Below are 17,078 nucleotides of genomic sequence, written 5' to 3' on the forward strand. Positions count from 1 at the left end.
CGCGCGGTTTCCTGCTCGGGGGGGCGGGGTTTTGTTTACACCCCCCCGCCCCCGCCCGGGGTGGGGGGTCCGGGGCTGCCGTCTTTCGGGCCTACACCGTGGTGCCTACGCGGCCAGGCGCGCGGCGGCCTTGCGGCGCACGTCGCGGATCACGCCGATGACCAGGACGACGGCCGCGACCAGCAGCGACAGCATGACGGTCTCGCGGTTGTCCTTGTCGTAGACCATGTAGCCCAGCACGAAGGTGATCATCGCGGCGGTGGCCCAGGTCAGGTACGGGAAGAACCACATCTTCACCGTCAGCTTCTCCGGAGCCTCGGCGACCAGGATCTTCCGCATCCGCAGCTGGGTCAGGCAGATGACCAGCCACACGAACAGCGCGATGGCGCCCGAGGCGTTCAGCAGGAAGTTGAAGACCGTGTCCTTGAAGGCGTAGTTGAAGTAGACGGCGGCGAAGCCGAAGATCACCGAGCCCAGGATCGCGGCCGTCGGAACACCCCGCTTGCTCACCTTGGCGAAGGCCTTGGGGGCATCGCCGCGCTCGCCCAGCGAGAACGCCATGCGGGAGGCGGTGTACAGCCCCGAGTTCAGGCAGGACAGCACGGCCGTCAGCACGATCACGTTCATGATCTGTCCGGCGTGCGCGATGCCGATCGAGTCCAGGGCGGCGACGTACGAGCCCTTCTCGGTGATCGACTTGTCGTTCCACGGCAGCAGGGTGAGGACGATGAAGATCGAGCCCAGGTAGAAGACGCCGATCCGCCAGATCACCGAGTTGGTGGCCTTGGTGACCGCGCGCCGCGGGTCCTCGGACTCGCCTGCGGCCAGCGTGACGATCTCGCTGCCCATGAAGGAGAAGACGACCATCAGCACGCCGGTGAGGACCGAGCCCCAGCCGTTCGGCATGAAGCCGCCGGTGTCGGTGAGGTGGGCGAAGCCCGCGCCCGGGTTGTCGGAGCCCGGCAGCACGCCGAAGACGGCCAGCATGCCGATGATCACGAAGCCGCCGATGGCGACGACCTTGATGCCGGCGAACCAGAACTCGAACTCGCCGTACGAGGCGACCGAGCCGAGGTTGGTGACCGTCAGGACCGCCATCACGATCAGCGCCCAGCCCCACTGGGGGACGGCGGGCACCCAGCCGTGCAGGATCACGGCTCCGGCGGTGGCCTCCACGGCCAGGACGACGACCCAGAAGAACCAGTAGAGCCAGCCGATGGAGAAACCGGCCCAGCGGCCGAGCGCGCGGTCGGCGTAGGCGGAGAAGGATCCGGAGTTCGGGCTGGCGGCGGCCATCTCGCCCAGCATCCGCATGACGAAGACGACCATCGCGCCGACCAGCGCGTAGGACAGCAGGATGGCGGGGCCGGTCTTGGCGATACCGCCGCCGGAGCCGACGAAGAGGCCGGCGCCGATGACACCGCCGATGGCGATCATGGACAGGTGGCGGTTCTTGAGACCGGCCTTGAGACCGTGGGAGGGCTGGGCGTCGCCGGGGTTACCGGTGGGGTCGCCTGCCTTCTGAAGGGTCGTCGTGGAACTCATGGACGGATCCTTAGGTTCTCGGGGTGCGAGCCCGGGCATTCAAACCTGAGATGAACGTAGGGCGGAAGACCCCAGTCCGGATCGTTGCGATGGGACGAACGTCCAGGACCTTGGTCCCGCCGTGTCCCATCTGCGTCCTTTGGGTTTACTTGAGCTTTAGAAGTGACTTACGCGACACCCGCTGCGGCCCGTCGGGGGTGCTCGTGCCACACTCGGACCATGCGCGTGTACCTCGGATCCGACCATGCCGGCTTTGAGCTCAAGAACCACCTGGTGGACTGGCTCAAGAACAACGGCCACGAGCCCGTCGACTGCGGGCCCCACATCTACGACGCGGTGGACGACTACCCGCCGTTCTGCCTCCGCGCCGCGGAGCGGACCGCCGCGGACGCCGACGCCCTCGGCATCGTGATCGGCGGCTCCGGCAACGGCGAGCAGATCGCCGCGAACAAGGTCAAGGGCGTCCGCGCCATCCTGGCCTGGAGCGTCGAGACCGCGAAGCTCGGCCGCGAGCACAACAACGCCAACGTCATCTCCGTCGGCGGCCGGATGCACACGCAGGACGAGGCCGTCTCCTTCATCGAGGCGTTCCTGGCGACCCCGTACTCCGACGAGGAGCGCCACACCCGTCGCATCGAGATGCTCTCCGCGTACGAGACCACCGGCGAGCTCCCCCCGATCCCGGCGCACCACCCGCAGGGCTGATCCCGCTTCCGGCCGTGCCGCCTCCCGGGGCGGCGCGGCCGGTTTTTCTTTTCCGAGGAGTACCGCCGTGCCCGAGGGGCATACGATCCACCGCCTCGCCGAGGACCACCTCCAGCGGTTCGCCGGATGGGAGGTCGCCGTCAGCAGCCCCCAGGGCCGGTTCGCCGAGAGCGCGGCCCTGCTCGACGGGCGGATCCTGGACGGCGTCGACGCCCACGGCAAGCACCTCTTCCTGGGCTTCGACGGCGGCGACTGGATCCACATCCACCTCGGCCTCTTCGGCAAGCTCGGCTTCGGGACCGCCCCCGCCCCGCCGGCCACCGACACGGTCCGGCTGCGGATCGCCAACCAGGACCACTACTCGGACCTGCGGGGACCGACCGCCTGCGCGCTGATCACGGACGGCGAGAAGAAGGCGGTGCACGACCGCCTCGGCCCGGACCCGCTGCGCCCGGCCGACGACCCCGACCGCGCCTGGGCCCGGATCTCCCGCTCCCGCACCACCGTCGCCGCGCTGCTCATGGACCAGAAGATCGTCTCGGGCGTCGGCAACGTCTACCGCGCCGAGGTGCTCTTCCGGCACGGCATCGACCCGTACCGGCTCGGCAGGGACCTGGCCCGCCGCGAGTGGGACGCCATCTGGGCCGACCTGGTGCTGCTCATGCGCGAAGGCGTGCGCAACAACAGGATCGACACCGTGCGCGACGAGCACCTGCCGGAAGCCATGGGGCGCCCGCCGAGGGTGGACGACCACGGCGGCGAGGTGTACGTCTACCGGAGGGCGAACATGCCCTGCCACATCTGCGGGGGCGAGATCCGCACCGCCGGTCTCGCCGCCCGCAACCTGTTCTGGTGCCCGGGGTGCCAGTCCCGGTAGGGCTTCCTCAGAATCCGTGCGGCAGCCAGGGGGCCACGTCGCCCGCGAACGCCCGTGACGTGCGGGTCAGCGCGCCCGGACTCAGCTCGCGCACCCGCCCGGCCGAGGCCAGGGAGGTCAGGGTGACGCCGCCCAGGTAGGCCGCGCCGAGCTCGCGTACCGACAGCTCCAGATCCGCCGGGTCCTGCGTCCGGGCGCAGGAGGCGGAGCCGTCCGCTCCGGCCGTCAGCCGCCAGCGCCCCGCGTTCCACGGGCAGAACGCGTCCTCGACCTCCAGCACCACGTCCACCGGGGCCCCGTAGCTCCGCGCGGTCAGCGCCGCCGGCAGCTCCACGAGCCGCACGTACAGCATGTCGCGCTGGCGCGCCCGCGCCCGCCGGACGTCCGTGACCAGGTGCAGGACCGGGTCGTCCACCGGGCGCCGGTGGGCCCGGACGGTCCAGGTCAGGTCGATCCCGAAGAGGTACCGCCACAGCGCCGCGTACGCCGCCGGGTCGAGCGCGTCGAGATCGGCGAGGTCCACCTTGCCCTCCGAGCCGGTCAGGTCCCACTCGGCCTTGACCCGGTAGCGGGCGTACCCGACCACCTCGCCGTCCGTCCGCTCGGCGACCACGCACTTGAGCGGCGAGCCGCCGTTCCTGGCCGACTCCGGGTCCAGCAGCGACTGCATCTCCCAGCCCGGCTGCCGGACCGGCATCCCGGGACGGCCCGCCACCAGAGCCGCGTAGACCCGCTCGCAGTCGGCCAGCGCCTTGCGCGGATCGACCAGCCGGATCCTCACGTCGTCGGTGCCCGGCGGTACGGAGAGCCGCACGCGGGTGGTGTCGATCTCGAAGGCCAGCGTGTAGCTGGCGGTGCCGTAGCCGAAGCGCCCGTAGATCGCCGGATCCGAGGCCGTCAGCACGGCGATCGGTTCACCACCCGCCCGGATGTCGTCCAATTGCCGGCGCATGAGCGAGGTGAGCACCCCCTGCCTGCGGTGGGTGGGGGAGACGCCCACCATCGTGACCCCGGCCGCCGGGACGAGGGCGCCGCCCGGCACGGAGAGCCGGAAGGAGAAGGCCCCGGCCGAGCCCACGCACGCTTCTTCGTCCCAGACGCCGAGCGAACGTTCCGTCTCGGTCAGGGACTTGTAGAGTTCACGCTCTTCGGGAGATTCGGGCACCCCACCGAACGCCAGTTCCAGGTGGTCGTACCAGACATCCCACTCATCAGCCTTCAATACGCGCGTCTCAAGAGCCATATGGCCATCCTTATCAGGGCAATCCGTCCCATGCGACCCCTTTTCAGGCGCCAATGGGCCCATGTCCGGGGGTACCCCTGCGCACGCACAGCCCGGATGGATAGGGTCCCGAAGCAATGGCCGGAGCACGTGTGGAGACTCTTCTGGCCCGGACGCGCATGCTGTCGCACCGGGCCCGCACCGCCCTGCGCAAATCCGCCGTCGACTACTTCCGCGGCGACGCCTCCGACTGGCTCGCCTTCGGCGGGCTGCTGCTCACCATTCCCGCCATCGCCTGCGGAACCCTGATGCTGCCCGTCTGGTTCTCGCCCTCCGCGCTGGTCCTGCCGATCGTGGCGGGCGGCCTGCTGCTGCGGCCCGCCAGCCTCCTCGCCCTCTACGCGGCCTCCGCGGCCGCGCTCATCGTCGAAGCCCTGGTCCTCGGGCCGTACACCCAGGGCCCCGCCCGGGTCACCCCCGGCACCGCGAGATGGCCCTGCGCCCGGCCGGCGGCCAGTCCTTCTCCGGCGACTTCGTGGTCGCCGCCCGCACCAACGGCGGCCGCACCCTGGAGATCGTCCTCACCGACGTCTCCGGCAAGGGCATGGAGGCGGGCTCCCGCGCCCTCCTCCTGTCCGGAGCCTTCGGCGGCCTGCTCGGCGCCCTGCCCCCGCACGGGTTCCTGCCCGCCGCCAACGGCTACCTCCTGCGCCAGGACTGGGACGAGGGCTTCGCCACCTCCATCCACCTGGTCCTGGACCTGGAGACCGGCGACTACGAACTCCTCTCCGCCGGGCACCTGCCCGCCCTCCAGCTCAGCGCGGGCACCGGCCGCTGGCAGGAGGTCTCCGGCGAGGGCCCGCTGCTCGGCGTCTACGACGGGGCCGAATTCGAACCGGCCCGCGGGAACCTGCGGCGCGGCGACGTCCTGATGCTCTTCACCGACGGCCTCGTCGAGACCGCCGAACGCGATATCAGCGAGGGCATGGACCGCCTCACCGGCGAGGCCGACCGCTACGTCGCCGCCGGCTGGGAGGGCGCGACCTGGCACCTGATCGAAAAGGTCGCCAAGGACGTCAACGACGACCGCGCGCTCCTCCTGATCCGCCGCGCCCCTTTTTAACGCGGCCCTCGCACGGTGCGGGTGGGTTGGCCCTGCGGGGCTGTCCCCCACCCCGCAGGGTCGGGTTTACCCCACCATGCATCCGCCGGCCTCCGTCATGGCCGGAGGCCACCCGCCCTCCGTAGCGTCGGAGACACGATCACCACCGGGTGGTCGACCGGCGCGGAAGGCGGCACACCATGGGGCTCAGGCGGAGCAAGCGGCAGCACGAGGACCAGCCGGCGGTGGCACACCACGGCAGCACCCCGGCCGTCGAACTGCGCGGAGTCCAGCGGCGGTACGGCCGCGGCTCCGCCACCGTGCACGCGCTGCGCGGGATCGACCTCAGCCTGCCCCGCGGCAGTTTCACCGCCGTCATGGGCCCCTCCGGCTCCGGCAAGTCCACCTTCCTCCAGTGCGCCGCGGGCCTCGACCTCCCCACCGAGGGCTCCGTCCGCCTCGGCGGCACCGAGATCACCGGCATGAACGAGAACCAGCTCACCGAGCTCCGCCGCAGCCGCCTCGGCTTCGTCTTCCAGGCCTTCAACCTGCTGCCCTCCCTCACCGTCGAGCAGAACGTCCTCCTCCCGATGCGCCTCGCCGGCGGCCGCCAGGACACCGCGCGCGCCGCCGACCTGCTCGCCCGCGTCGGCCTCGAAGGCAAGGGCCGGCGCCGCCCGGCGGAACTCTCCGGCGGCCAGCAGCAGCGCGTCGCCATCGCCCGCGCCCTGGTCACCCGACCCGACGTGGTCTTCGCCGACGAGCCCACCGGCGCCCTCGACACCACCACCGCCTCCGAGGTGCTCGGCCTGCTCCGCACCGCCGTGGACACCCTCGGCGCCACCGTCGTCATGGTCACCCACGACCCGGCCGCCGCCGCCCACGCCGACCAGGTGCTCTTCCTCGCCGACGGCCTCATCGCGGACCGGCTCCCGCGCAGCTCCGCCGCCACGATCGCGGCCCGGATGACCACCCTCACCGCCGGCCCGGTGCTCGCTGGGGCGGCCGCCTGATGCTCCCGCGCACCAACGGCTTGGCCCGCGCGGCACTGCGCTTTCGCCCCGCGGCCTTCGCCGGCACCTTCATCGCCCTGCTCATGACCGTCGCCATCGTCTCCGCCTGCGGGATCCTCCTGGAGAGCGGAGTGCGCGCGAGCGTCCCGCCGGCCCGCTACGCCGCGGCCCCCGTCCTCGTCGCCGCCGACCAGCAGGTCCGCCTGCGGATGGGCAGTGGCGAGGGCGCCCACGAGGTCTCCGCGCAGGTTCCGGAGCACGCCCGGGTGGACGCCGCGCTGCTGGCCCGGCTGGCCCGCCTGGGACGGGCGGTGCCCGACGTGGTGTTCCCGGTGCGCGACGAGACCCCGGCGGCCGCGGGAGCCGCAGCCGGCGGTGTCCTCGACGCGTACGGCTGGGGCTCCACCGCCTTCAGCCCTACGGAGCTGCGCGCGGGCCGCGCCCCGGCCGGTCCGGGCGAAGTCGTCCTGGGCGGGGCCGCGGGCGGGGCCGCGGGCGGGGCCGCGGGTGGGGCCGGGGGCGGAGCCGAGGGTGGAGCCGCCCTGGAGGCGGCCGACGGGACGACCGGCCGGGTCACGCTCGCGACCCCGGCCGGGAAGCGGGAGTTCCGGGTCGTCGGGCGCACCGACCGGCCCGGAGCCTGGTTCTCCGACGCCGAAGCGCGCACCCTCTCCGGACATCCCGGGGCGCTCGACGCCATCGCGGTCTTCGGCGCCGACCCCGAGCGGGTGCGGGCCGCCGTCGACGGCCAGGCCCTGGTCCTGACCGGCCCGGACCGCGCCATGGACCCGAAGCTCACCGGCGCCAAGGAGATCCTGACCGCCCTCGGCGGGTCCTTCGGCGGCACGGCCACCCTCGTCGCCGTCTTCACGGCCGTGGGCACCGTCGCGCTCTCCGTCGGGCAGCGCTCCCGCGAGTTCGCCCTGCTGCGCGCCGTCGGAGCCACCCCGCGCCAGATCCGGCGCCTGGTCGCCACCGAAGCCCTGCTCGTCGCGCCGCTCGCGGGCGCGCTGGGCTGCGTACCCGGCATCGCGCTCGCCTCCTGGTGGTTCGGACAGCTCAAGGCGAAGGGCGCCATCCCGGACGGGGTCCCCCTGGCCGTCTCCTGGATCCCCCTGGTTTCCGCCACCGGCATCGGACTCGCCGCCGCCCTGCTCGCCGGCTGGGCCGCGTCCCGCCGCCCCGCCCGTGTCCGCCCCGGCCAGGCCCTCGCCGCGGCCGCCGTGGAACGCCTGCGGCCCGGGTGGATCCGTACCCCGCTCGGCCTCGCCGCGCTGGCCGGCGGGGCCGTCTGCGCGGGCCTGGCCGCCACCGGCAGCGGCCCGGACGCCGCCAACACCTCCCTCGGCGTCGTCATGCTCTTCATGCTCGCCGTGGCCCTGCTCGGCCCGTTCGTCGCCCGCGCCTGCGCCTCCCTCTTCGGGCTCCCGCTGCGCGCCGGGGGAGCCGCCGGGTCGCTGGCCGCCGCCAACTCCCGTGCCCACGCCCGCCGCCTCGCCTCCGCGATCACCCCGATCGTGCTCGCCGTCGCCTTCTCCTCCACGCTGGTCTTCCTCCACACCAGCCAGGACCGGGCCGCGCAGCGGCAGCAGGAGACCGGGCTGCTCGCCGACCACGTCGTCACCGATCCGCGCGACCCGGAGCGGGCGGTCGCGGGCGGGGCCGTCGCCATCACCCGTGCCCCCGTCCTGGCCGTGGTCGGCTCCGGCTCGGACCGCTGGTTCCAGGGCGCCACCGCGCAGGGCGTCGCCGGGGACATCACGGGCGTCCAGGACCTGGGTGTGCGCTCGGGGAACCTCTCCCGGCTGGCCCCCGGCACGGTGGCCATCGACCGGACGCTGGCCGACGCCGCGCAGACGGCCGTCGGCGACCGCATGGACCTGCGCCTGGCCGACGGCACCCGCGTCACCCCCGAGATCGTGGCCGTCTACTCCCGCGGCCTCGGCCTCGGCGAGGTCACCCTCCCCGCCGCCGACCTGGCCGGCCACACCACCGCCGGACGCCCCACCGAACTCCTGATCCGCGGCTCCGTCCCGGCGGACTTCGGCCCGGCGCGGTCCGCCTCCGCCTGGACCACGGCCCAGAGCCTGGACCGCGAACTCAACGCCTGGGCCAACACCACCATGGCGGCCGTCCTCGGGGGCTTCGCGGCCGTCGCCGCCGCCAACACCCTGGTCATGACCGTCCTCGACCGCCGCCGCGAACTGCGCATGCTGCGCCTGGTCGGCTCCACCCGCCGCCAGGTGCTGCGGATGCTTCGCTGGGAAGCCCTCCTGGTCAGCGGCGCCGGCATCACCCTCGGCTCGGCGATAGCCCTGGCCACCCTCATCCCGCTGACCAAGGCCCTGACGGGCACCGGCCCCTACATTCCGCCCGCCGTCTACGGTTCCTTCGCGGCCGCCGCGGTGGCCCTCACCCTGGCGGCCACGACCCTCCCGGCCCGCCACGCGCTGCGCCTCAGTCGAACCTGATGTGCCGTACGCCGACCAGCGCGCGCCGCAGCCGCCCCCGGAGCGCGCTGTCGGTGTCCGGGGCCAGCTCCAGCCCGGCGAGGGCTCCGACCCGCTCGGCGACTTCCCTGACGGAGATCCGGTCCGTGTACAACCGCTCCGCGAACTCCGGCGCGCGCAGGGCCTCCAGACACCCGTCCAGCCGGGCCACCGCGAAGCTCTCCCGCTTCAGCCCGCGCCCCAGCCCGCGCTCGCGCAGCCGGCGCAGTACGGTCTCCCGCTCGGCCAGCAGCGCGAAGTGGCGGACTTCGTGCCCGCGCTCGCGCAGCCGCCCCACCGTCTCGGCGAAATAGCCGGGATCGGTGACGGTCATCGGCACGATCACCGTGCCGGGGTGCTCCCGCGCCGCCAGGTCCAGCACCTCGAAGACGCCCTGCCGCCACGCCGGGAGGTCCTGGAAGTCCCCGCGCAGCGCCGGCGGAAGCATCCGGTGCAGACCGAACCCGACGTGCTCCGGATCGCACACCACGCTGCCGGGCACCCGCCGGTGCAGGGCGTGCGCGGTCTGCGTCTTCCCGCCGCCGAAGGGCCCGTTGAGCCACACGATCACCGCGGCACCCCCCGCCCCGGGCCGATCCCCGGCTTCCCGGTGCTCCCCGGACCCCGCACCCGCCACTTCGCAGCCATCCACCGACCCTACGACCCCGCGACCGGGCCACCCGGTCCCGATTGGCCCGTCCGGCCCGGCCCGGCGGGACGTACCGTGCCCCCATGGACCGCACCCTCGCCGCAGACCTGGCCCGCCTCCCCGAGCTCCTCGACGCCACCCGCGACGCCGCCGCCGCGACGCTCGCGGCGCTGGACGCGCGTCCCGTCGTACCGCCGCGCCAGGACGGGCGGCCCCCGGCCCCGGAGCCGCTCCCCGAGCACGGAACGGGCACCGAAGCCGCCCTCGCCGCCTTCGCGGAGCGCTGGGTCCCGCGGCTGTCGGCCTCCGCCGGCCCCCGCTACCTCGGCTTCGTCACCGGGGGAGCCACCCCCGCCGCGCTCGCGGGCGACTGGCTGACCTCGGCGCACGACCAGAACTCCAACTCCGCCCTGGACGGCGGCGGTCAGGACCTCGAACGCGAGACCGTCAGCTGGCTCCGCGAACTCTTCGGCCTCTCCGACGCCCACACCGGCACCTTCGTCAGCGGCGCCACCATGTCCAACACCACCGGCCTCGCCATCGCCCGCGAATGGCTGGGCGAACGCCTCGGGGTCTCCCCGGCCGAGGACGGCGCGGGCGCGCTCGGCCCGGTCCGGGTCCTGTCCGGCGCCCCGCACTCCTCCATCGCCAAGGCCCTCTCCGTCCTCGGCCTCGGCCGCCGCGCCCTGGTCCCCGTACCGACCCTCCCCGGCCGCGAGGCCGTCGACCCGGCGGCCCTGGAACGCGCCCTCGCCGACGCGCCGGGCCGACCCGCCGTCGTCGTCGCGAACGCCGGCACCGTCAACACCGTGGACTTCGACGATCTGCGCGCCATCGCGGCCCTGCGCGAACGCCACGACTTCTGGTTGCACACGGACGCCGCCTTCGGCGCGTTCGCCGCGCTCTCCCCGGAACACGCGCACCTCACCGCCGGACTCGACGCCTCCGACTCCGTCTGCGTCGACCTGCACAAATGGCTCAACGTCCCCTACGACAGCGCCGTGCAGTTCACCCGCCGCCGAGACCTCCAGGCCCGCGTCTTCCAAAACGCCGCCGCCTACCTGGGCCCCCTCGGCGACCACCCCGACCTGGTGCACCTCACCCCGGAGAACTCCCACCGGCTGCGCGCGCTGGCCGCCTGGTTCACGCTCCGCGCGTACGGGCGCGAGGGCCACCGGGAGATCGTCGAACGGGACATCGCCTGCGCCCGGTCCCTCGGCGAGTCCCTCTCCGGAGACCCGTCCTTCACGGTCCTCGCCCCGGTCCGTCTGAACGTCGTCTGCTTCACCCTCGCCGAGGCCCCCACCACGGACCGGCTCACCGCCCTGCGCGAAGCGGTCGGGTCCGAGGTGTTCCTCACCCCCACCGTCTACGCGGGAACCCCCGCCCTGCGCGCCGCGTTCTCCAACTGGCGCACCACGAGGGCGGATGTGCGCCGGGTGGCGCAGGCCCTGCACACGGCGGCGAAGGAGCTCGAATGACCGATCCGCACCCCCTGACCCCGCAGCCCCCGCATACCCCTCTGACCCTCGCCGAGGTGGAGGCCCTGGCCCGCGCCGCGCACGAGGGCCAGACCGACAAGGCCGGCCGGCCGTACGCGGAGCACCTCGCGGCCGTGGCCGAGGGCGTCCGCGTCCGGGGCGGCACGGAGGCGCAGCAGGCGGCTGCCTGGCTCCACGACTCGATCGAGGACGACGCCCTCACCCCGGACTGGCTGGAATCCGCCGGACTCCCGCGGTCCGTCAAGGAGATGGTCCTCGCGCTGACCAAACGCCCCGGCGAACCGGTCGAGGAGTACACGGCCCGTATCCTCGCCACCCCGGGCGCCCTGCTCGTCAAGGAAGCCGACCTCGCGCACAACGCGGATCCGGCCCGCCTCGCGGTCCTCGACGCCCCGACCCGGGAACGTCTGTCCGTTAAGTACCTCTACGTCCGCTCCCTCCTGGGTCTCACGGCACCCTGAGGCAAACGCGCCACTGCCGATTCGTCACGAGACGGATAGCCGGGGCGTGTTGGTGGGAGGATGGTCCATGTGGGGGTACGCCTGATCGTGCCCCGGGCCGACCAGGGGACGACCGAAGGTGTGATCAGAAGTGGCCATTTCGCTGTCAGTAGTGGTTCTGTTGGCGATCATCCTCGTGGTGCTCGTCCGCGGAAATCACCTCAAGGCCGGCCCCGCGATCGTCGCGGTCCTCTTCGGCTTCTTCCTCGCGTCCAGCTCCATCGCCCCGGACGTCAACAACTTCCTGGACTCCCTCGCGAGCACGATCTCCGGCATCAAGCTCTGAGAAACGCGTCAGGGCCAGATCGAGGAAACATCCTCTGACCTGGCCCTGAGCCGTGAAGAGCGGGCGACGGGAATCGAACCCGCGTAGCTAGTTTGGAAGACTAGGGCTCTACCATTGAGCTACGCCCGCAACGCGTGCGCCGCAGGTCCGGGGACCGTGGCACGGACAGCATCCTAGCGGGTCGAGGCGGTGCGGTGCACACCGCTTTCCGGGCCCGCGTGTGGGCGGGCGGGGGCTTCGTGGAAACTCCGCGCGGCGGAGGGTCTTCGGGCATGTACCCTACGTGTCGCACCGACGGGGTGTGGCGCAGCTTGGTAGCGCGTCCGCTTTGGGAGCGGAAGGTCGTCGGTTCGAATCCGGCCACCCCGACCAGCAGTCCCTCCGGCAGACCTCGCGTTGATGATCGCGTTGTGGGCTGATTGCCGCTTGCGGTTACTATGCAAGCTGCGTGCCCGTGTGTCTGATGTACCGGGCCCGATCCGCAGAACCGCTCGATCGCAGCGTGACGGCGGAGACCCCCAGCAGTCAGCCACAAGGAGACCAAACCGTGAAGAGCGCCGTGGAGACCCTGAACCCGACTCGGGTTCGGCTCACTGTTGAGGTGCCCTTCGAGGAGCTCAAGGACAGCCTCGACGCGGCCTACAAGAAGATCAACCAGCAGGTCACGGTGAAGGGCTTCCGCAAGGGCAAGATCCCCGCCCGGGTCATCGACCAGCGCTTCGGCCGCGGTGCGGTGCTGGAGGAGGCCGTCAACGACGCCCTCCCGAAGTTCTACACCGAGGCGGTCAACGAGGCCGACCTGAACCCGCTGGGCCAGCCCGAGGTCGACATCACGGAGCTGAAGGACGGCGAACTGCTGACCTTCACCGCCGAGGTTGACATCCGTCCCGCGATCGAGATCCCGGACTACTCCGGCATCGAGGTCACCGTGGACGCCGTCGAGGTCTCGGACGAGGACGTGGAGAAGTCCGTCGAGCAGCTTCGCGGCCGCTTCGCGTCCACCAAGGACGTCGAGCGCGCGGCCGAGGACGGCGACGTCGTCACCATCGACCTCGAAGCCAAGGTGGACGGCGAGGTGCTGGAGGACGGTGTCGCCCAGGACGTCTCCTACACCATCGGCTCTGGTGAGCTTCTCGAAGGCATCGACGAGGCCGTCAAGGGCCTGGAGGCCGGTGGCGAGGCCACCTTCACCTCCCAGCTGAAGGGCGGCTCCGCCGAGGGCAAGGACGCCGAGGTCACCGTCAAGGTCACCAAGGTCTCCGCCCGCGAGCTGCCGGAGCTGGACGACGAGTTCGCCGGCATGGCGAGCGAGTTCGACACCCTCGAAGAGCTCAAGGCCGACAGCCGCAAGCGCCTTGAGAACATGAAGCAGTACGACCAGGCCACGCAGGCCCAGGAGCGCGTCCTGGAGAAGCTGCTGGAGCTCGTCGAGGTCCCGATCCCCGAGAAGCTCCTCGCGGACGAGGTCCAGACCCGCAAGCACAACCTGGAGCACCACCAGCTCGGCCAGATGGGCATCGACCTGGCCAAGTACCTCGAAATCCAGGGCAAGACGGCCGAGGAGTTCGACGCCGAGCTCGGCGAGCAGGCGATCAAGGGCATCAAGACCCAGTTCGTCCTCGACGAGCTGGTCAACAAGGAGAAGCTGAACGTCAACCAGGAGGAGCTCACCGAGCACCTCATGCGTCGCGCCGCTTCCTCCGGCATGTCCCCCGACCAGTTCGCCCAGGCCGTCGTCGAGGGTGGCCAGGTTCCGATGCTCGTCGGCGAGGTCGCCCGCGGCAAGGCCCTCGCGGCCGTCGTCGAGGCCGCCAAGGTCATCGACACCAACGGTGAGGTCGTCGACCTCTCCGACGACGAGGACGAGGACACGGTCGAGCAGGCCGCCGAGACCGTCGAGAACGTGGTCGAGGCCGACGGCGAGATCGCGGCCGACGAGGCCAAGTAACACCTGCCGGGCCACGCCGGGGGCACCCCCGGCGGCGGTACCGGAGCACGGCCCGAAGGGCCCGTACGCGGCTGCGTACGGGCCCTTCGGCATGCCCGTCCGGGGCCCCCGGGACCTTGCGCTCCGAGCGAACAGTTCGGGAAGCGGGATGGCGTTGTCCTACCTGCGCGTTAGGGTCCATGAATACGAGGGCACGGGAGTACCCGACGCCGGCGGACATCGTCCGCACGGTTGGTCCGCGCCCCAGAACGAGACGCTGAGACGGCACATGGCCGTCGGAGACGAGCAGGTGGATACGTGACGAATCTGAAGCCTTACGCCGCGGGTGAGCCGTCCATCGGTGGCGGCCTCGGCGACCATGTCTACAACCGGCTGCTCGGCGAGCGCATCATCTTCCTCGGCCAGCAGGTCGACGACGACATCGCGAACAAGATCACGGCACAGCTCCTGCTCCTGGCCGCCGAGCCGGAGAAGGACATCTACCTGTACATCAACAGCCCCGGTGGCTCGGTGACGGCGGGCATGGCGGTCTACGACACCATGCAGTACATCCCGAACGACGTCGTCACCATCGGCATGGGCATGGCGGCCTCCATGGGCCAGTTCCTGCTCACCGGCGGCACCGCGGGCAAGCGCTTCGCGCTCCCGAACACCGACATCCTGATGCACCAGGGCTCCGCCGGCATCGGTGGCACCGCCTCGGACATCAAGATCCAGGCCCAGTACCTGCTGCGCACGAAGCAGCGCATGGCTGAGATCACCGCCCACCACTCCGGCCAGACCGTGGAGACGATCATCCGCGACGGCGACCGCGACCGCTGGTACACGGCGGAAGAGGCCAAGGCTTACGGCCTCATCGACGAGATCATCTCCGCCGCGTCCCTGGTCCCCGGCGGCGGCGGCACCGGGGCCTGATCCCGGCCCCGGCGCGCCGGGCCCCGTAAAGGGGCCCGCTCGCCCGCCCGCACCAGGCAAGCCTCAGCCCGCAGAACGCCACCAGGATGGTGAACACCCAGATGCACATGAACAATCTCTCTCCCGCCAGCGGCCTCTACACCGGCGCACCGGTGGACAACCGTTACGTCGTGCCGCGCTTCGTCGAGCGCACCTCGCAGGGCGTGCGCGAGTACGACCCGTACGCGAAGCTCTTCGAGGAGCGCATCATCTTCCTCGGCGTGCAGATCGACGACGCCTCCGCCAACGACGTCATGGCGCAGCTGCTGTGCCTGGAGTCGATGGACCCGGACCGCGACATCTACCTGTACATCAACAGCCCCGGCGGCTCCTTCACCGCGCTGACGGCGATCTACGACACGATGCAGTTCGTGAAGCCGGACATCTCGACGGTCTGCATGGGCCAGGCGGCTTCCGCCGCCGCCGTCCTGCTCGCCGCGGGCGCCCCCGGCAAGCGCATGGCGCTCCCGAACGCCCGCGTGCTGATCCACCAGCCCTCCGGCGGCACCGGCCGCGAGCAGCTCTCCGACCTGGAGATCGCGGCCAACGAGATCCTGCGCATGCGCGACCAGCTGGAGACGATGCTGGCCACGCACTCCTCGACGCCGATCGAGAAGATCCGCGACGACATCGAGCGCGACAAGATCCTGACGGCCCAGGACGCGCTGGCGTACGGCCTGATCGACCAGGTCGTCGCCACCCGCAAGACTTCGAACTGATCCTTGCCGACAGTTGGCGTGGGCACGTCGCCGGATTGAGCAATGTGAACCACGTCAAGGGGGCCCCGCAAGGGGCCCCCGGCAAGGTACCGTCGGATATGAGGCACCAGGAGCGCTGAACCAGGCGTCTCCCAGGCGAAGGGGAAGCACCTCGTGGCACGCATCGGTGATGGCGGCGACCTGCTCAAGTGCTCGTTCTGCGGAAAGAGCCAGAAGCAGGTGAAGAAGCTCATCGCGGGACCCGGTGTGTACATCTGCGACGAGTGCATCGACCTCTGCAACGAGATCATCGAAGAGGAGCTCGCGGAGACCTCCGAGGTGCGCTGGGAAGAGCTTCCCAAGCCCCGTGAGATCTACGAGTTCCTGGAGAGCTACGTCGTCGGCCAGGAGCCGGCGAAGAAGGCGCTCTCCGTCGCTGTGTACAACCACTACAAGCGCGTCCAGGCCGGCGAGAACGGCGGCGGGACGGGCCGGGACGACGCGATCGAGCTCGCGAAGTCCAACATCCTGCTGCTTGGCCCCACGGGCTCGGGCAAGACGCTGCTGGCCCAGACGCTCGCGCGCATGCTCAACGTCCCGTTCGCCATCGCCGACGCGACGGCGCTGACGGAGGCCGGGTACGTCGGCGAGGACGTCGAGAACATCCTGCTCAAGCTGATCCAGGCCGCTGACTACGACGTCAAGAAGGCCGAAACCGGGATCATCTACATCGACGAGATCGACAAGGTCGCCCGCAAGAGCGAGAACCCGTCGATCACGCGCGACGTGAGCGGTGAGGGCGTACAGCAGGCCCTCCTGAAGATCCTGGAAGGCACGACCGCTTCCGTACCGCCGCAGGGCGGCCGCAAGCACCCGCACCAGGAGTTCATCCAGATCGACACGACGAACGTGCTGTTCATCGTGGGCGGTGCCTTCTCGGGCCTGGAGCGGATCATCGAATCGCGCGCCGGCGCCAAGGGCATCGGCTTCGGGGCGACGATCCGCTCGAAGCGCGAGATCGAGGCGAGCAACCAGTTCCAGGAGGTCATGCCGGAGGACCTGGTGAAGTTCGGGATGATCCCCGAGTTCATCGGCCGTCTCCCCGTCATCACCTCGGTGCACAACCTGGACCGCGAGGCCCTGCTCCAGATCCTCATCGAGCCGCGCAACGCGCTGGTGAAGCAGTACCAGCGGCTGTTCGAACTCGACGGTGTCGAGCTGGACTTCGAGCGCGAGGCGCTGGAAGCCATCGCGGACCAGGCGATCCTCCGCCAGACCGGCGCGCGCGGCCTGCGCGCCATCATGGAAGAGGTCCTGATGTCGGTGATGTACGAGGTCCCGTCCCGCAAGGACGTGGCCCGCGTGGTCATCACCTCGGACGTGGTCCGCTCCAACGTCAACCCGACGCTGGTCCCGCGGATCGTCCCGAAGGACCAGGGCCCGCACGAGAAGTCGGCGTAGCCGCCGACCAGGTACGCGTACGCAGAAGGGGGGCCCCCCCTCGGGGGGGGCCCCCTGTGCGTGAATGCGTGGCGGCCGCGCCTTCTTGTCGCGGGCGGGGGGGTTGAGCTTGGCCGGGCGGTGGGCG

At 71.4% G+C, this 17,078-nt stretch carries 14 protein-coding genes, 2 tRNA genes and 1 pseudogene; 13 read left to right on the top strand and 4 right to left on the bottom strand.

Features of this window, described 5'->3' with window-relative positions; all coding sequences use genetic code 11:
- Positions 1-105 precede the first annotated feature (105 nt).
- The gene (locus ACFXDJ_RS34425; protein WP_384662949.1) at positions 106-1,545 is read right to left on the bottom strand and encodes an amino acid permease; all 1,440 of its coding nucleotides are present in this window, start codon (positions 1,543-1,545) and stop codon (positions 106-108) included.
- Between the two features lie 219 nt (positions 1,546-1,764).
- Here ACFXDJ_RS34425 and ACFXDJ_RS34430 point away from each other — a divergent pair, with 219 nt between their 5' ends.
- Together ACFXDJ_RS34430 and ACFXDJ_RS34435 are read left to right on the top strand one after the other, a co-directional pair.
- Positions 1,765-2,250, top strand: coding sequence for a ribose-5-phosphate isomerase (locus tag ACFXDJ_RS34430; protein ID WP_384662946.1), 486 nt, complete (start codon positions 1,765-1,767; stop codon positions 2,248-2,250).
- Between the two features lie 67 nt (positions 2,251-2,317).
- Positions 2,318-3,127: an Fpg/Nei family DNA glycosylase gene (locus ACFXDJ_RS34435; protein WP_384662943.1), complete on the top strand. Its 810-nt coding sequence runs from the start codon at positions 2,318-2,320 to the stop codon at positions 3,125-3,127.
- A 7-nt stretch (positions 3,128-3,134) separates the two neighbouring features.
- Here the strand turns inward: ACFXDJ_RS34435 and ACFXDJ_RS34440 are convergent, their stop codons facing one another.
- Positions 3,135-4,370: a GNAT family N-acetyltransferase gene (locus ACFXDJ_RS34440; protein ID WP_384662941.1), complete on the bottom strand. Its 1,236-nt coding sequence runs from the start codon at positions 4,368-4,370 to the stop codon at positions 3,135-3,137.
- Between the two features lie 116 nt (positions 4,371-4,486).
- On the opposite strand from ACFXDJ_RS34440, the pseudogene ACFXDJ_RS34445 reads away from it, so the two are divergent.
- The 3 genes and pseudogenes from ACFXDJ_RS34445 to ACFXDJ_RS34455 all read left to right on the top strand — a co-directional run bounded on the left by ACFXDJ_RS34445 (position 4,487) and on the right by ACFXDJ_RS34455 (position 8,935).
- Positions 4,487-5,472, top strand: a pseudogene (locus ACFXDJ_RS34445) (PP2C family protein-serine/threonine phosphatase).
- A gap of 179 nt (positions 5,473-5,651) precedes the next feature.
- Entirely contained in the window at positions 5,652-6,464 is an 813-nt protein-coding gene (locus ACFXDJ_RS34450) for an ABC transporter ATP-binding protein (protein ID WP_384662935.1), read from the top strand.
- A complete protein-coding gene (locus ACFXDJ_RS34455) occupies positions 6,464-8,935 on the top strand; it encodes an FtsX-like permease family protein (protein ID WP_384851213.1) in 2,472 nt (823 codons plus the stop codon). The genes ACFXDJ_RS34450 and ACFXDJ_RS34455 overlap by 1 nt, the downstream gene beginning before the upstream one ends.
- Here ACFXDJ_RS34455 and ACFXDJ_RS34460 read toward each other — a convergent pair.
- Positions 8,922-9,524 (bottom strand): AAA family ATPase, encoded by a 603-nt coding sequence (locus tag ACFXDJ_RS34460; protein WP_384661333.1) that lies wholly within the window; start codon positions 9,522-9,524, stop codon positions 8,922-8,924. The two genes, ACFXDJ_RS34455 and ACFXDJ_RS34460, sit on opposite strands and share 14 nt — an antisense overlap.
- 161 nt (positions 9,525-9,685) lie before the next feature.
- Here ACFXDJ_RS34460 and ACFXDJ_RS34465 point away from each other — a divergent pair, with 161 nt between their 5' ends.
- From ACFXDJ_RS34465 to ACFXDJ_RS34475, 3 genes are all read left to right on the top strand, one after another.
- Entirely contained in the window at positions 9,686-11,083 is a 1,398-nt protein-coding gene (locus ACFXDJ_RS34465; RefSeq protein WP_384661336.1) for a pyridoxal phosphate-dependent decarboxylase family protein, read from the top strand.
- Positions 11,080-11,565, top strand: coding sequence for an HD domain-containing protein (locus tag ACFXDJ_RS34470; RefSeq protein ID WP_384661338.1), 486 nt, complete (start codon positions 11,080-11,082; stop codon positions 11,563-11,565). The genes ACFXDJ_RS34465 and ACFXDJ_RS34470 overlap by 4 nt, the downstream gene beginning before the upstream one ends.
- Positions 11,566-11,695: 130 nt before the next feature.
- On the top strand, positions 11,696-11,890 hold the full coding sequence (locus tag ACFXDJ_RS34475) for a hypothetical protein (RefSeq protein WP_384661341.1): 195 nt from the start codon (positions 11,696-11,698) through the stop codon (positions 11,888-11,890).
- Positions 11,891-11,948: 58 nt separating this feature from the next.
- Here the strand turns inward: ACFXDJ_RS34475 and ACFXDJ_RS34480 are convergent.
- A tRNA-Gly gene (locus ACFXDJ_RS34480) sits at positions 11,949-12,019 on the bottom strand.
- 166 nt (positions 12,020-12,185) lie between these two features.
- Here ACFXDJ_RS34480 and ACFXDJ_RS34485 point away from each other — a divergent pair.
- The 5 genes from ACFXDJ_RS34485 to clpX all read left to right on the top strand — a co-directional run bounded on the left by ACFXDJ_RS34485 (position 12,186) and on the right by clpX (position 16,951).
- Positions 12,186-12,262, top strand: a tRNA-Pro gene (locus ACFXDJ_RS34485).
- A 175-nt stretch (positions 12,263-12,437) separates the two neighbouring features.
- A complete protein-coding gene (gene tig, locus ACFXDJ_RS34490) occupies positions 12,438-13,838 on the top strand; it encodes a trigger factor (protein WP_384661344.1) in 1,401 nt (466 codons plus the stop codon).
- A gap of 297 nt (positions 13,839-14,135) precedes the next feature.
- Complete coding sequence (locus tag ACFXDJ_RS34495) at positions 14,136-14,753, top strand: ATP-dependent Clp protease proteolytic subunit (protein ID WP_243334854.1); 618 nt, start codon at positions 14,136-14,138, stop codon at positions 14,751-14,753.
- 86 nt (positions 14,754-14,839) lie between these two features.
- Positions 14,840-15,511 carry an ATP-dependent Clp protease proteolytic subunit gene (locus tag ACFXDJ_RS34500; RefSeq protein WP_302169399.1) on the top strand — a complete coding sequence of 224 codons (672 nt, stop codon included), beginning with the start codon at positions 14,840-14,842 and terminating at the stop codon, positions 15,509-15,511.
- A 153-nt stretch (positions 15,512-15,664) separates the two neighbouring features.
- Positions 15,665-16,951, top strand: a complete 1,287-nt coding sequence (gene clpX / locus ACFXDJ_RS34505) for an ATP-dependent Clp protease ATP-binding subunit ClpX (RefSeq protein ID WP_250739478.1) — start codon at positions 15,665-15,667, stop codon at positions 16,949-16,951.
- The last annotated feature ends 127 nt before the right edge of the window (positions 16,952-17,078 follow it).

The organism is Streptomyces sp. NPDC059443, from assembly GCF_042750105.1.
Classification (GTDB): domain Bacteria; phylum Actinomycetota; class Actinomycetes; order Streptomycetales; family Streptomycetaceae; genus Streptomyces.

What these genes read in the sequence shown, in the direction of transcription:
- ACFXDJ_RS34465 (WP_384661336.1), top strand. Translation starts at nt 9,686, where the DNA reads ATGGACCGCACCCTCGCCGCAGACCTGGCCCGCCTCCCCGAGCTCCTC.
- ACFXDJ_RS34450 (WP_384662935.1), top strand. Translation starts at nt 5,652, where the DNA reads ATGGGGCTCAGGCGGAGCAAGCGGCAGCACGAGGACCAGCCGGCGGTG.
- ACFXDJ_RS34425 (WP_384662949.1), bottom strand. Translation starts at nt 1,545, where the DNA reads ATGAGTTCCACGACGACCCTTCAGAAGGCAGGCGACCCCACCGGTAAC.
- ACFXDJ_RS34440 (WP_384662941.1), bottom strand. Translation starts at nt 4,370, where the DNA reads ATGGCTCTTGAGACGCGCGTATTGAAGGCTGATGAGTGGGATGTCTGG.
- ACFXDJ_RS34430 (WP_384662946.1), top strand. Translation starts at nt 1,765, where the DNA reads ATGCGCGTGTACCTCGGATCCGACCATGCCGGCTTTGAGCTCAAGAAC.
- ACFXDJ_RS34455 (WP_384851213.1), top strand. Translation starts at nt 6,464, where the DNA reads ATGCTCCCGCGCACCAACGGCTTGGCCCGCGCGGCACTGCGCTTTCGC.
- ACFXDJ_RS34500 (WP_302169399.1), top strand. Translation starts at nt 14,840, where the DNA reads ATGGTGAACACCCAGATGCACATGAACAATCTCTCTCCCGCCAGCGGC.
- ACFXDJ_RS34470 (WP_384661338.1), top strand. Translation starts at nt 11,080, where the DNA reads ATGACCGATCCGCACCCCCTGACCCCGCAGCCCCCGCATACCCCTCTG.